Here is a 14,158-nt window from a genome sequence, read left to right as displayed (position 1 = left end):
TCCTGCTCCTCAATGCCTTCGCCATCCTGCTGCTGACGATCCTGGGCGCCGCCGGCGAAAGCCTCGGCATGGATCGTCAACTGCGAACCAGCACCACCAAACGCCGTGTCCACTCCCTATTCCGACAAGGCTGCCTGCTCTACGACCTCATTCCCAACATGCCGGAGGAGCGCCTGCGTCCGCTCCTCGAGCGATACGCACAACTCATCCGCCAAAACGCGACATTCACCGGAGCCTTCGGGATCACGTAAATGAGGGGATACTTGAGGAGATGAACGGCATTCTGCAACAGGCTCATAGGGAATGGAGAAATCAATGACCTTCTCCCGCTCCGGATTCTTGCCGAGGCTGGAGATCACCAGATCCACCTTGTGGGTCTGCAGATAGGCGATGCGGTTAGCGCTGGTGACCGGCACCAACTGCACCTTCACGCCCAGCTGCTTGCCGATGTAATTGGCCATGTCGATGTCATAGCCGCGCGGCTGCAGGTCCGGCCCCACCGAGCCGAACGGGGCGAAATCCTGCGGCACGGCGATGCGGATCACCTTGGCCTTCTCGATGTCGGCCAGGGCATCGGCAGCGGCGGCCGAGACGAACAGGGCGCCGGCGACGGCGACAGCCGCGCAGGTGGCGGCGGCACGGGTGACGAAATTCATGGAAGACAACCCCTCATAGATCCGAAGACAGGTGGAAGGTCGGCCTTTTCGGTTGCCGGCGCCTTGGGTTCGCCGCGGCCGTTGAAGCCACTGTCGCGCCGGGCTATGAATATGTCCAATATATGATTGAACTAGATTGATATGCCATGGATATGGATCTGAAGCAGCTGCGCTACTTCCTCGCCGTGGCGGAGGAGCTCTCCTTCACCCGCGCCGCGCAGCGGCTCAACATGTCCCAGCCGCCCCTCTCCCAGGCCATCGCCCAATTGGAAAGCGGGCTGAAGACGCGGCTGTTCTCCCGCACCAGCCGGCGGGTGGAGCTGACCGCCGCCGGCCAGGAGCTGGAAGCGCAGGCGCGCGCCCTCATCGCCCAGGCGGAGCGGGCGCAGCAGCAGGTGATGTCGGTGGGCGCGGGGCGCTCGGGCAAGATTGAGATCGGCGCCACCGGCACCATCCTGCGCGGCGGGCTCGCCACCTGGCTCGCCGACTACCGCCGCCATGCCCCGCAGGTGCGCACGGTGATCTATGAGCAGGCGCCGGCGCTGCAGGTGAAGGACGTGCTGGACCACCGCACCGACATCAGCTTCAACCGCACCGATATTTCCCTCGACCGCTCGGTGGCGCGCCATCCGGAACTGGGCTGCACCCTGGCCTGGCGGGAAACCCTTTCGGTGATCCTGCCGCTGGGCCATCCGCTCACGGCACGGCCGGTGGTGACGCTCACCGATCTGGCCGACGACGAGCATGTGATGCTGCACCCGGAATCCTCCGAGTTCGCCCGCTACATCCAGCGCTGCTGCGTGGAAGCCGGCTTCCTGCCGCGGGTGTCGCAGCAGGTGGTGGATTCCCAATCCATCCCCAGCCTCATCGCCGCCGGCTTCGGGGTGGCGCTGGTGCCTACCTCCACCGCCCGCTTCACCAGCGACGAGGTGGTGTTCCGCCCGGTGACGCCCACCATGGTGGCCGATGTCTACATGATCTATCGCCTGCGCGAGCAGGCCCCGGCCGTGCACGAATTCCTGCGCTGGCTGAGCACCCGCCCGGACGGGCGGGGCGCCGATCAGGCCCCCTCGAAGGCGATCGCCTCGCGCAGATCGAAGCTGCACAGCTCGTAGCCGCGGCGGAAATCCACCATGTGCCGACGCATCCATAGCTCGGCGGCATCGCGGTCGTGGTGCTTGAGCGCGTCGATGATGTGCCGGTGGGCATCGGCCAGCCGGCGCGGACCGGTGACGCAGTTCAGGGGATGGGCGAACAGCTTCTCCAGGGCCGGGTAGAACAGTTGCGAAATGGGCTCGCGGGCCAGCAGCAGCGCCTTGTTGCCGGCGATCTCCGCCACCAGGGTGTGGAACGCCACGTCGAGGGCGATGATGGAGCGGCCCGCCGCCAGCTCCTCTTCCATCTGCCGCAGGTTGTCCTCCAGCGCCGCGATCTGGTCGTCATCGATGCGGCTTGCCGCCCGCGCCGCCGCGCTCGGTTCCAGCGACATGGAGACCTCCCAGAGCTCCTCGAAGGTGACCCGCTGCATGATGAGGGCGCGGGAGGCGCGCGGGGCGAGCTCGGCGTAATGGGGCTCCTTCACCACCAGCCGGCGGCCAGCCTCGCGCCCCACCAGGCCACTCTCCTCCAGCAGGCGCAGGCCCTCCCGCACGGTGTGGCGGGCCAGGCCAAACTGCTCGGCCAGCTCGGTCTCGATGGGCAGCTGATCGCCGGCGCCGAGGCGCCCGCTCATGATCTGCTTCTCGATGGCGTCGCAGACGATGCGATAGGCGGGGACCGCCTCAATGCGTTGGAACATGACGACGCCTCTTCGGGTGGTGCGGGTCCGTAGCATTCCGACCCACATTGCGCAAATATTCGCTTGTCCAACAAACGAACATCGAATATGGATTCGAAGCAAGCGGAACACACCGCGCCGATCGGCCCGCCAGAGGCCGGCGACAAAACGGGCCGCATCCGCGCCCGAGGAAGGACACGTCATGACCGGCCCCATTTGCCGGCGACGCTCCTGCTCCGCCCGGCGCGCGGACACGCCGGCCAACGGCGCAGTTGCCCGGGCCCCCCGCCGCATCTGAAACGCGATCATCCGCTCCGCCGCGCCGGACCCTTGCCGGCCGTCGCGCCAGCGACCATCACCAGGAAATTCCCATGACCCGTGACGTCGTCATCGTCGGCGCCGCCCGCACCGCCATCGGCGGGTTCGGTGGCAGCCTCAAGGATGTGCCCCTCTCCACCCTCGCCACCACGGTGGTGAAGGCGGCGCTCGATCGCAGCGCGGTGGAGCCGGACGCTGTGGGCCATGTGGCCATGGGCAACGTCATTCCCACCGAGCCGAAGGATGCCTATCTCAGCCGCGTCGCCGCCCTGAAGGCGGGCCTGCCCAAGGAGGTGCCCGCCTTCAACGTGAACCGGCTGTGCGGCTCAGGGCTGCAAGCCATCGTCTCGGCGGCGCAGACCATCCTGCTCGGCGATTGCGACATCGCCATCGGCGCCGGCGCGGAATCCATGAGCCGCGGCCCCTATCTCGCCCCCGGCATGCGCTGGGGCCAGCGCATGGGCGATGGCCGCATGGTGGATTACATGGTGGCCGCCCTGCACGATCCGTTCGACGACATCCACATGGGCATCACCGCGGAAAACGTCGCCGCCCGCCATCAGGTGAGCCGCGACGATCAGGACGCGCTGGCCGCCGAAAGCCACCGCCGCGCGGCGGCCGCCGTGGCCGAAGGCCGCTTCCGCAGCCAGATCGTTCCGGTGGAGATCAAGACCCGCAAGGGCACGGTGATCTTCGACACCGACGAGCACGTGCGCCCCGACACCACCGTGGAGGCACTGGCGAAGATGAAGCCGGTGTTCAAGCCCGATGGCAGCGTCACCGCCGGCAACGCCTCCGGCATCAATGATGCCGCCGCGGCCGTGGTGTTGGCCGATGCCGCCACCGCCGAACGCAAGGGCTTGAAGCCACTGGCCCGCCTGGTCGGCTATGCCCATGCGGGCGTCGAGCCGGACCACATGGGCATCGGCCCGGTGCCGGCCACCCGCAAGGTGCTGGCGCGCACCGGCCTCACCGTGGCCGATCTCGACGTGATCGAATCCAACGAGGCGTTCGCCGCCCAGGCCTGCGCGGTCTCCCGCGAGCTCGGGTTCGATCCCGCCAAGGTGAACCCCAACGGTTCCGGCATCTCGCTGGGCCATCCGGTGGGGGCCACCGGCGCCATCCTCACCATCAAGGCCATCCACGAATTGCACCGCACCGGCGGGCGCTATGCCCTCGTCACCATGTGCATCGGCGGCGGCCAGGGCATCGCCGCCATCTTTGAACGCCTCGGCGCCTGAGCCCGGCCGGATGCGGACGCGCCAACGTTCCGCATCCGGACCACACAAACACAAAAGACACCAATGGGGGGACGCATGCGCGCCTTGATGCAGCAGCGCGAGCTGAACGTCTCGGACATCATCCGCTTCGCGGCCCGCTACCACACCGCCGCCCGCGTCACCACGCGGCGGGCCGATGGCAGCACGGTCGCCTACACGTATCCGCAGATCGAGGCGCGCGCCGCCCGCCTCACCAAGGCGCTGCGCCGGCGCGGCATCGCCCCCGGCACACGGCTCGGCACCCTCGCCTGGAACGATCACCGGCACCTTGAGATCTATTATGGCCTCGCCGGCCTCGGCGCCATTTGCCACACCATCAACCCGCGCCTGTTCCCGGCCCAGATCGCCTACATCATCGCCGATGCCGCCGATGCCATGCTGTTCGTGGATCCGCTGGAGATGGCGGTGGCCGAGGCCATCGGCCCAGCGCTGAAGGCGGCCGGGGTGAGGACCCTGGTGGTGCTGGGCGAGGATGCCGATGTGCCCGACACCCCGCTCAAGGCCGAGCTGGAGGTGATCTCCTATGAGAGCCTGATTGGCGCCGAAACGCCCGTTCTCGACTGGCCCCGCTTCGACGAGAACGAGGCGGTGAGCCTGTGCTACACCTCCGGCACCACCGGCCAGCCCAAAGGCGTGCTCTACTCCCACCGGGCCATCGTGCTGCACAGCTATTCCACCAATCTGCCGGACTTCTTCGGCCTGCGCTCGGTGGATGTGGCCATGCCGGTGGTGCCCATGTTCCACGTCAACGGCTGGGGCGTGCCCTATAGCGCGCCGCTGGTGGGAGCGAGCCTGGTGCTGCCCGGCCCGCGACCCCAGGCGGCCGCCTTGTGCGATCTCATCACCGACCATGCCGTCACCTGGTCGGCGGCGGTGCCCACCGTGTGGCTCGGGGTGCTGGAACATCTGCGGGCCACCCGCCCCGCCTTTGCGGCGCCATTGCGCATCGTGGTGGGCGGCGCCGCCTGCCCGGCGCATCTGGCCGCCGCCTTTCACGACGAATTCGGCATCACCGTCAACCACGCCTGGGGCATGACGGAAACCACCCCCTGCGGCCTCTACAACCAGCGCAAGGTGGAGAACAAAAACCTGCCGCAGGCGGAATGGCTGGCCCTGCAGCGCCGTCAGGGCCGCCCCACCTTCGGCGTCGAAACCCGGGTGATGGGCGCCGAGGGCACGGATGTGCCCGCCGATGGCGCGAGCCCCGGCGAATTGCTCATCCGTGGCCCCTGGATCGCCTCGGGCTACTTCAAGGGCAGCGCCAACGATGCCGCCTTCACCGCCGATGGCTGGTTCCGCACCGGCGACATGGTGACGGAGGATGCCTCCGGCTATGTGGAGATCGTCGACCGCGCCAAGGACCTCATCAAATCCGGCGGCGAATGGATCAGCTCCATCACTCTGGAAAACATCGCCTGCGGCCATCCCGACGTGCAGGAGGCGGTGGTCATCGCCGCCCAGCACCGCAAATGGGACGAGCGCCCGCTGCTCCTGGTGGTGCCCAGGCCGGGCCATGCCATCGACAAGGCGGCGCTGCTCGACTGGTACCTCGGCAAGGTCGCCAAATGGTGGATCCCCGACGACGTGGTGGTGGTGGACGCATTGCCCCACACCGCCACCGGAAAGCTACAGAAGACCGAAGTACGCAAGCAGTTTGCCGATTACATCCTGAAGCGGGACGACGCCGCGCAGTAATCGCGCGCATTCATTTCATCATGTTCGCGCCAAGAGGCGCCAGAAGGTCCAGGGGGGAGCTCGTGCCAGTCGAAACACGCATCGAGAACGGGATCGGGGTTATCGTCTTCTCCAACCCGCCGCTCAATCCCATTTCCGCCACCGCCGGCATTCCCCAGGCGCTGCGCGAGGCGGTCATCGCCCTCGACGCCCATCCCGATGTCACCGCTTTGGTACTGGCCTCGGACGGACGGATGTTCAGCGCCGGCGCCGACATTGCCGAATTCAATGGCGACGCCGCCACCATCGCCGGTCCCATCCGCGGCCTGTGCGCGACCCTCGACGGCCTCGCCAAGCCGGTGGTGACGGCCATCCAGGGCGGCGCCCTCGGCGGCGGGCTGGAGCTCGCCCTTTCCACCGATTATCGCCTCGCGACGCCCGACGCCCGGCTCGGCCTGCCGGAGGTGACGCTCGGCCTCATTCCCGGCGCCGGCGGCACCCAGCGTCTGCCCTGCCGCATCGGCATTGCCCAAGCGGTCAAGCTCATCACCACCGGAACGACTGTGAGCGCCACCGCCGCCCAGGCCATGGGGCTGGTGGATGACGTGGTGACGGGCGACGTGCGCGCCGCGGCCATCACCTTCGCCCGCACCCTCTCCGGCCGGCGCCGCAGCCGCGACACCGCCCCCGCCACCGACGGCGCCGCGGAAGCCCTCGCCACCGCCCGCGCCCAGGCGGCGCAAGGGGCGCCGGGGGATGCAGCGCGGGCCGCCGTGGAGGCCATTGAGACCGGCATGCGGGACGGCTTCGATGCCGGGCTTGCCGCCGAATACAGGCTGTTCGACCAATTGCTGGTGAGCGAGCCCGCGCGCGGCCTGCGCCACCAGTTCCTGGCCGAGCGGGCGGTGGCCCGGGTGCCCGGGCTCGAAGCCCTGGAGAAGCCCCAGCCGGTGCGCGCCGTCGCGCTCATCGGCTCGGGCACCATGGGCACCGGCATTGCCCTGGCGGTGGCGCAGGCGGGCCTGCCGGTGACGGTCATCGACAGCACCGAAGCCGCGCTTGCCCGCTCGCGGGCCACCGTCGCCTCCACCATCGCCCGGGCGGTGGAACGCGGCCGCCTCAGCCTTGAGGCCGGCGCTGCCCAGGAAGGCCGCATCCGCTTCTCCTCCGACATGGCGGACGTGCGCGGCGCCGATCTGGTGATCGAGGCGGTGTTCGAGGACATGGGAGTGAAGAAAACCGTGTTCGAGGCGCTCGACCGGCTCGCCGATCCCGGCACCATTCTCGCGTCCAACACCTCGACCCTGGACGTGGACCAGATCGCGGCCTTCACCAGCCGTCCGCAGGACGTGATCGGCACCCACTTTTTCAGCCCGGCCAATATCATGCGCCTGCTGGAAGTGGTGCGCGGGGCGCGCACGGCACCGGCCACGCTGGCGCGCGCCATGGGCTTCGCCAAGCAGATCCGCAAGGTGGGCGTGGTCTCCGGCGTGTGCGATGGCTTCATCGGCAATCGCATGTTCGAGGAATATCTGCGCCAAGCGTATTTCCTCCTGGAGGAAGGGGCCCTGCCGCAGCAGGTGGATGCCGCCATGGAAGCGTTCGGCATGGCCATGGGGCCGCTGCGCACCATGGACCTCGCCGGCCAGGACATCGGCTGGAGCATCCGCAAACGCCGCGCCGTGGAGCAGCCCGACCGTCCCTATTCCCGCATCCCCGACCTCATCTGCGAAATGGGCCGCTTCGGCCAGAAAACCGGAGCCGGATATTATCTCTACGGCAAGGGCGGCAAGGGCGAGGTGGATCCCGCCATCGACGCGCTGGTGGTGGAGGAATCCAAGCGCCTCGGCCTCACCCGCCGTGCCATCAGCGACGACGAGATCGTCGAGCGCTGCGTGTTCGCTCTGGTGAACGAGGGCGCGCGCATTCTGGATGACAAGATCGCCTATCGCCCCCTCGACATCGATACGGTGTGGGTGTGCGGCTATGGCTTCCCGCGCTTCCGCGGCGGCCCCATGTTCTATGCGGACCGGGTGGGCCTGCCCCGGGTTCTGGAGCGCATCGCCGCCTTCGCCAGCGGTTATCAGGGCTGGGCCTGGGAGACGGCGCCGCTGCTGCGCCGCGTTGCCTCGACCGGCCTGTCCTCTCTCAATGGAGACGCCGCGTGACCACACCCGGCCCCACACCCGGCTCTTTGCATCGCCTGTTCGATCTCACCGGCCGCGTCGCCCTCATCACCGGCGGCTCGCGCGGCATCGGCCTGCAGATGGCGGAAGCCTTGGGCGAGTTCGGCGCCCATGTGGTGCTCTCCGCCCGCAAGGCGGACGAGCTCGCCGCCGCCAAGGCCCATCTGGAGCACCAGGGCATCGCCTGCACGACGGTGATGAGCGATCTCTCCGACCCCACCGCCATCGTCCCCCTGGTGGAGGCCACCAATGCCGTCACCGGGCGCATCGACATCCTCGTCAACAATGCGGGCGCCACCTGGGGTGCCCCTGCCGAGGCCTATCCGCCCCAGGGCTGGGCCAAGGTGATGGATCTCAACCTCAACCGCCTGTTCGATCTCACCCGCGAGGTGGCGGCGCGGGCCATGCTGCCTCAGGGCTATGGCCGCATCGTCAACATCGCCTCCATCGCCGGCCTCACCGGCAATCTGCCGGGCATGGAAGGCACCGCCGCCTACAATGCCTCCAAGGGCGGCGTCATCGCCTTGACCCGCGCCCTGGCGGCGGAATGGGGGCGGCGCGGGCTCACGGTGAATGCCCTGGCGCCGGGCTATTTCCCCTCCAAGATGACCGCGGGCACCCTCGATGCCCATGGCGAAGCCCTCACCGCCATGACCCCGCGCGGCCGCCTCGGCGGCGCCGACGACCTGAAAGGCGCGGTGCTGCTGCTGGCGTCCGATGCCGGCGCCCACATCACCGGCCAGACCCTGGCGGTGGATGGCGGCATGACGGCGCTGTGAGCGCCCGGCCGCATCCCGCCCCGAACCCCGAGGAGCCCTCATGACCGATGCGCTGATCCGCCGATCGGATCTCGACTTCCTGCTGCTGGATTGGCTCGGCGTGGAACGCCTCGCCGAGCTCCCCGCCTTTGCCGAGCTCAACCGCGAGACCCTCACCGCCCTTCTGGACCTCAGCGACAGCCTCGCGACCCGCCACTTCCTCAGCCACTACAAGGCGGGTGACCAGAGCGAGCCGCGGCTCGACGGCGAAAGCGTGCGCATCCTGCCGGCCATCCACACCGCCCTCAAGGCCTATGCGGAGGCGGGCCTGTTCGGCCAGAGCTTTGCGACCGAGCACGGCGGCCTGCAACTGCCGCTGACGGTGGCCGCGGCCTCCTTCGCCCATTTCCTCAGCGCCAATATCGCCACCGCCGCCTATCCCATGCTCACGGTGGCCAATGCCCGGCTGCTCACCCGCTTCGGCAGCCCGGAGCTGATCGCGGCACTGGCCCTGCCGCAGATCGAAGGGCGCTTCTTCGGCACCATGTGCCTCTCGGAGCCGCAGGCGGGCTCGTCGCTGGCCGACATCACCACCCGCGCGGTGGCCGATGGCGCCGATGGCCTCGGCGCCCGCTATCGCCTCAGCGGCAACAAGATGTGGATCTCCGGCGGCGATCAGGACGCCTCGGAAAACATCTGCCACCTGGTCCTCGCCAAGATCCCCGGGCCGGACGGCAAGTTGGTGCCCGGCACCGCCGGCATCTCCCTGTTCGCGGTGCCCAAGGTGCTGGTGGCGCCAGGGGATTTCGCCGGCAGCCGCAACGATGTGACGGTGGCCGGCCTCAATCACAAGATGGGCTATCGCGGCACCGCCAACTGCCTCCTCAACTTCGGCGAGGGCCGCCACCGCCCGGGCGATGCCGCCGGGGCGGTGGGCTATCTGGTGGGCGCGCCGGGCCAGGGCCTCGCCATCATGTTCATGATGATGAATGAGGCGCGGCTACAGGTGGGGCTCGGGGCCGCCGCCCTGGCCTATCGCAGCCATCGCCTGTCGGTGACCTATGCCATGGAGCGCGCCCAGGGCCGCCCGCGCGGCGCCGCGGCGGACACCCGCCCGGTGCCCATCGCCCGCCACGCGGACGTGAAACGCCTGCTGCTGGCGCAGAAAAGCTATGCCGAGGGCGCCCTGGCGCTGGTGCTGTTCTGCTTCCATCTGGCCGACCGCGCCGAGGCGCGAGAGGACAAGACGGAAGAGGACAAGACGGCGCAAGCGCTGCTGGATCTCCTGACCCCCATCGCCAAGACCTGGAGCTCGGAGTGGGGGCTGGTGGCCAGCGACATCGCCATCCAGATCCACGGCGGCTATGGCTACACCCGCGACTTCGACGTGGAGCAGCTCTACCGCGACAATCGCCTGAACCCCATCCACGAAGGCACCACCGGCATCCAGGCGCGGGATTTCGTCGGCCGCAAGCTGGTGCGCGACAAAGGCATCGCCTTCGCCGCTTTGCTCCAGCAGATCGACGCGACCCAGGCCCGCGCCGCCGCCTCCCCCACACTGGCGGAGGCCGGCCGCATGCTGGGCATGGCCCGTGCCGCCGTGGCGGAACTGGTGGAAAGCGTTGTGGCGGACCCGGCGGCCACCGCCGCCCTCGACAATGCCACCGCCCTTCTCTCGGCCTGCGGCCATCTGGTGGTGGGCTGGATGACCCTCGACCAAGCCCTGACGGCGCAGCAGCGGGCGGACCAGTTGCCGGCGGAACTGGTGGCCGGCAAGGTCGCCGCGGCCCGCTATTTCACCGCCCACGAGCTGCCCAAGATCCCCGGCTGGCTGGCCCCTTCAAGGTCGGCGCCGCAGCTGTTTTCCGAACTGTCGGCAGAGGTGTTCTGACCGCCGACACCCCCCGGGCACCCATCAAAAAGTGAATGACAACAGTCATCAAGGGAGGAAGCCATGTTGCCGGGTCATCGTGTGAGGAAAGTTCTCAGGCGCGCGCTGGTGTCGTTCGCCCTCGCCAGCAGCGCCTTGAGCGGGCCGGCCTTTGCGCAGATCGCGAAGGACGCGGTGCGCATCGGCGTCTTGAACGACCAGTCCGGTCCCTATGCGGATCCGCAGGGCCCCGGCTCGGTGGCCTCGGCGCGGCTCGCTATCCGGGATTTCGGCGGCAAGGTGCTGGGCAAGCCGGTGGAGCTGCTGGTGGGCGACCACCAGAACAAGGCGGACATCGGCGCCAGCATCGCCCGCCGCTGGATCGACGTCGACGGGGTAGGCGCCATCGTCGATTTCGGCAATTCCGCCGTCTCGCTGGCGGTGCAGGACCTCGCCAAGAACAAGGCGGTCATCATCAACGTCAGCTCAGTGACCGACCGGCTGTTCGGCGACGCCTGCTCCCCCACCGCTTTCGTGTGGAATTATGATTCCTCCACCATCGCCAACGCCATCGGCCGGGCGGCGGTGAAGGCGGGCGGCAACACCTGGTTCCTGATCGTCGCCGATTATTCCTTCGGCCAGTCCCTGCAGCAGCAGATCGAGCGGGTGGTGGTGCCGGCCGGCGGCAAGATCGTGGGCGTGGCGCGCCACCCGGTGGCGACCACGGATTTCTCCGCCTACCTGCTCCAGGCCCAGGCCTCCGGCGCCAAGGTGGTCGCGGCCCTCAACGCCGGCGACAACACCATCAACACCATCAAGCAGGCCGGCGAGTTCGGCCTGGTGGAAGGCGGGCAGAAGATCGCCGGCACCGCTTTCTACATCACCAACGTCCACGCCCTCGGCCTGAAGACCGCGCAGGGCCTGCAGTTCGTTGTGCCCTTCTATTGGGACCAGGACGACGCCTCCCGCGCGTTCACCCGCCGGTGGCGCGCCGAGCGCGGCACGGATGCCGCCCCCTCCCATCTCCAGGCCGGCGTCTATAGTGCCGTTCTCGCCTATCTGCGGGCAGTGGAAGCGGCCGGCACCGACGATCCGGTGAAGGTCTCGGAAAAGCTGCGCGAGCTGCCGGTGAACGACTTCTATGCCCAGGGCGCCAAGGTGCGCGCCGATGGGCGGCTCATGAAGGGCATGACCCTCTATGAGGTGAAGACGCCGGCGGAATCCAAGGGGCCGTGGGATTATCTGAAGCCGGTGCGCGCCATGCCCGCGGACGAGATCATCCGCCCCCTCGCCGAAAGCAACTGCCCTTACGCCAAGGCGAACTGACGGGGCGCGGGCGCCAAGCCTGGGCGGGATCACCTGCGGCAATTCTGCCGTAAGGGAAATCCGATCCCGCCCAGCGCACGCCTGCATTGACGCCAGCGGGGAACGGCACGGCTCCGCCCATGGCGCCCCGCACCGCGCCAGGACTGCGTTCATCGGCGCTCCCCCCGCGACATCGCGTCCTCTCCCGCAAATCGAGCGTTGGCACGGCTTTGCCGGAAATGCATCCGGCCGAGGCCGGTGAGAACGGCGGTGAGAAAGTCGGCCACGGTAGCGGCGGGATGAGCCTGCTGCGGGCGGCGTAAAAGTCGTCCACCTTTACCCTTTCTGGCGACAGGGAGGGCGGGAGGATTTTCACCGTGGACTTGTATCGGAAGGTTCGGCTGGCCTGTGCAGAGGGCATGAGCCAGCGGGAAGCGGCGCGGCATTTCAACATCTCGCGCGACAGCGTAGCCAAGATGATGGCGTTCTCGGTTCCGCCCGGATACCGGCGAACGGCTCCCGTGAAGCGGCCGAAGCTGGATGGGTTCACCGGGATCATCGACGGCTGGCTGGAGGGCGATCGGGCGGTTCATCGCAAGCAGCGGCACACGGCGAAGCGGGTGTTCGAGCGGCTGCGCGATGAGCATGGCTTCAGCGGCGGCTACACGATCGTGAAGGATTACATGCGGGAGCGCGAACGGCGCGGCCGCGAGATGTTCGTGCCATTGGCGCATCCGCCCGGTCATGCCCAGGCCGACTTCGGCGAGGCGGTGGTCGTCATCGGCGGGGTCGAGCAGAAGGCGCATTTCTTCGTTCTGGACCTGCCGCACAGCGATGCCTGCTTCATGCGTGCGTATCCCGCGGCGACAGCGGAAGCCTGGGTCGATGGCCACGTCCACGCCTTCGCGTTCTTCGGCAAGGTGCCCGTCTCGGTCCTTTACGACAACGACCGCTGCCTGGTGGCGAAGATCCTGCCGGACGGGACGCGCCAGCGGGCCACGCTCTTCAGCGGGTTCCTGTCGCATTACGTGTTCCACGACCGCTACGGCCGCCCCGGCAAGGGCAACGACAAGGGCAATGTGGAAGGATTGGTCGGCTACTCCCGCCGTAACTTCATGGTGCCGGTCCCGCGGTTCGCGAGCTGGGATGCGTTCAACGCCTACCTGGAAGAGCAATGCCGCAGGCGTCAGGCGGATGTCCTGCGGGGCCAGTCCGAGACGATCGGCCAGCGCCTCGCGCGGGATCTGGCCGCCATGGCCGATCTGCCGGCGGCGCCGTTCGATGCCTGTGATCAGGCCACGGGACGGGTCAGCTCACAGGCGCTGGTGCGCTACAAGACCAACGACTACTCGGTGCCCGTCGCCTACGGCCACCGCGACGTCTGGATCAGGGGCTATGTCGACGCGGTCGTGATCGGCTGCGGTGGCGAGGTCATCGCCCGACATCCGCGCTGCTACGACCGGGAGGACATGGTCTTCGATCCGGTGCACTACCTTCCGCTGATCGAGCGGAAGATCAATGCCCTGGACCAGGCGGCGCCCTTGGCCGCGTGGGATCTGCCGCCGGAGTTCGCGACCCTGCGCCGCCTGATGGAAGCCCGAATGACCAAAGCGGGCCGCCGCGAATACGTGCAGGTTCTCCGCCTGCTGGAGACCTTCGACATCGACGACTTGCACGCGGCGGTGAAGACGGCCCTGCACTTGGGCGCGGTCGGCTTCGATGCCGTGAAGCATCTCGTTCTCTGCCGTGTAGAGAAACGGCCGCCGAAGCTCGACCTCGATGTCTATCCCTACCTGCCGCAGGCGCATGTCGGGACCACGTCGGCGGCCAGCTACATGTCGCTGCTGTCGGGGGATGTGGCATGACCGCGGCTCCGAAGATCCTGCTCGCGGATCATCTCAAGACACTGAAGCTGCCCACGTTCCTGCGGGAATACGAGAAGCTCGCCCGCCAGTGCGCCGCCGAGGGGCTGGATCATGTCCAGTTCCTGACCCGTCTGGTGGAGCTTGAACTGATCGACCGCGAACGGCGGATGGTCGAGCGGCGCATCAAGGCTGCGAAGTTCCCGGCCACCAAAAGCCTCGACAGCTTCGACTTCAAGGCGATCCCGAAGCTCAACAAGATGCAGGTGCTGGAACTGGCCCGCTGCGAATGGATCGAGCGGCGCGAGAACGTCATCGCCCTCGGACCCAGCGGCACGGGCAAGACCCATGTCGCCCTCGGGTTGGGACTGGCCGCCCTCATGAATCCCCTCATTTTCCCGGACTCGAAAACGCCTGATTTTGAGGTTCCGAGGTCGTGCTGAAGGACATCAGCCGGCTTGAGGGGAACGAT

The 14,158-nt window shown here is 68.1% G+C and carries 9 protein-coding genes and 2 pseudogenes; 9 read left to right on the top strand and 2 right to left on the bottom strand.

The annotated features are described in order from the left end of the window. Positions 1 to 290: 290 nt before the first annotated feature. Positions 291 to 656 (bottom strand): annotated as a pseudogene (locus EDC64_RS22815) (transporter substrate-binding domain-containing protein); the annotation flags it as partial. A gap of 146 nt (positions 657 to 802) precedes the next feature. Between EDC64_RS22815 and EDC64_RS22810 the strand changes: the two are divergent. Further along, on the top strand, positions 803 to 1,771 hold the full coding sequence (locus tag EDC64_RS22810) for a LysR substrate-binding domain-containing protein (protein WP_245504851.1): 969 nt from the start codon (positions 803 to 805) through the stop codon (positions 1,769 to 1,771). On the opposite strand, the gene EDC64_RS22805 is transcribed toward EDC64_RS22810, so the two are convergent. Further along, positions 1,717 to 2,454 carry a FadR/GntR family transcriptional regulator gene (locus EDC64_RS22805; RefSeq protein WP_132036091.1) on the bottom strand — a complete coding sequence of 246 codons (738 nt, stop codon included), beginning with the start codon at positions 2,452 to 2,454 and terminating at the stop codon, positions 1,717 to 1,719. The two genes, EDC64_RS22810 and EDC64_RS22805, sit on opposite strands and share 55 nt — an antisense overlap. 350 nt (positions 2,455 to 2,804) lie before the next feature. Between EDC64_RS22805 and EDC64_RS22800 the strand changes: the two genes are divergently transcribed. From EDC64_RS22800 to EDC64_RS22765, 8 genes and pseudogenes are all read left to right on the top strand, one after another. Further along, positions 2,805 to 3,992 (top strand): acetyl-CoA C-acyltransferase family protein, encoded by a 1,188-nt coding sequence (locus EDC64_RS22800; RefSeq protein ID WP_132036089.1) that lies wholly within the window; start codon positions 2,805 to 2,807, stop codon positions 3,990 to 3,992. Positions 3,993 to 4,055: 63 nt separating this feature from the next. Beyond that, complete coding sequence (locus tag EDC64_RS22795) at positions 4,056 to 5,726, top strand: long-chain fatty acid--CoA ligase (RefSeq protein ID WP_245504850.1); 1,671 nt, start codon at positions 4,056 to 4,058, stop codon at positions 5,724 to 5,726. Positions 5,727 to 5,788: 62 nt separating this feature from the next. Further along, a complete protein-coding gene (locus EDC64_RS22790) occupies positions 5,789 to 7,873 on the top strand; it encodes a 3-hydroxyacyl-CoA dehydrogenase NAD-binding domain-containing protein (RefSeq protein WP_207916169.1) in 2,085 nt (694 codons plus the stop codon). Beyond that, entirely contained in the window at positions 7,870 to 8,670 is an 801-nt protein-coding gene (locus EDC64_RS22785) for an SDR family oxidoreductase (RefSeq protein ID WP_132036085.1), read from the top strand. The genes EDC64_RS22790 and EDC64_RS22785 overlap by 4 nt, the downstream gene beginning before the upstream one ends. 40 nt (positions 8,671 to 8,710) lie before the next feature. Then, positions 8,711 to 10,540, top strand: a complete 1,830-nt coding sequence (locus EDC64_RS22780; RefSeq protein WP_132036083.1) for an acyl-CoA dehydrogenase family protein — start codon at positions 8,711 to 8,713, stop codon at positions 10,538 to 10,540. A 108-nt stretch (positions 10,541 to 10,648) separates the two neighbouring features. After that, entirely contained in the window at positions 10,649 to 11,845 is a 1,197-nt protein-coding gene (locus EDC64_RS22775; RefSeq protein ID WP_245504849.1) for an ABC transporter substrate-binding protein, read from the top strand. Positions 11,846 to 12,201: 356 nt separating this feature from the next. Then, a complete protein-coding gene (istA, locus tag EDC64_RS22770; RefSeq protein WP_132036079.1) occupies positions 12,202 to 13,689 on the top strand; it encodes an IS21 family transposase in 1,488 nt (495 codons plus the stop codon). Further along, positions 13,686 to 14,078, top strand: a pseudogene (locus tag EDC64_RS22765) (ATP-binding protein); the annotation flags it as partial. The gene istA and the pseudogene EDC64_RS22765, both read left to right, overlap by 4 nt. Positions 14,079 to 14,158 lie beyond the last annotated feature (80 nt).

Source organism: Aquabacter spiritensis, assembly GCF_004346185.1.
Taxonomy (GTDB): Bacteria; Pseudomonadota; Alphaproteobacteria; order Rhizobiales; family Xanthobacteraceae; genus Aquabacter; species Aquabacter spiritensis.
The sequence above is the reverse complement of the archived record's forward strand: the minus strand, read 5'-3'. Positions and strand labels throughout refer to the sequence as shown.

Bases quoted from the DNA above. Each gene is read 5' to 3' on its own strand.
- EDC64_RS22810 (WP_245504851.1), top strand. From the start codon at position 803: ATGGATATGGATCTGAAGCAGCTGCGCTACTTCCTCGCCGTGGCGGAG.
- EDC64_RS22805 (WP_132036091.1), bottom strand. From the start codon at position 2,454: ATGTTCCAACGCATTGAGGCGGTCCCCGCCTATCGCATCGTCTGCGAC.
- EDC64_RS22800 (WP_132036089.1), top strand. From the start codon at position 2,805: ATGACCCGTGACGTCGTCATCGTCGGCGCCGCCCGCACCGCCATCGGC.
- EDC64_RS22795 (WP_245504850.1), top strand. From the start codon at position 4,056: ATGGGGGGACGCATGCGCGCCTTGATGCAGCAGCGCGAGCTGAACGTC.
- EDC64_RS22780 (WP_132036083.1), top strand. From the start codon at position 8,711: ATGACCGATGCGCTGATCCGCCGATCGGATCTCGACTTCCTGCTGCTG.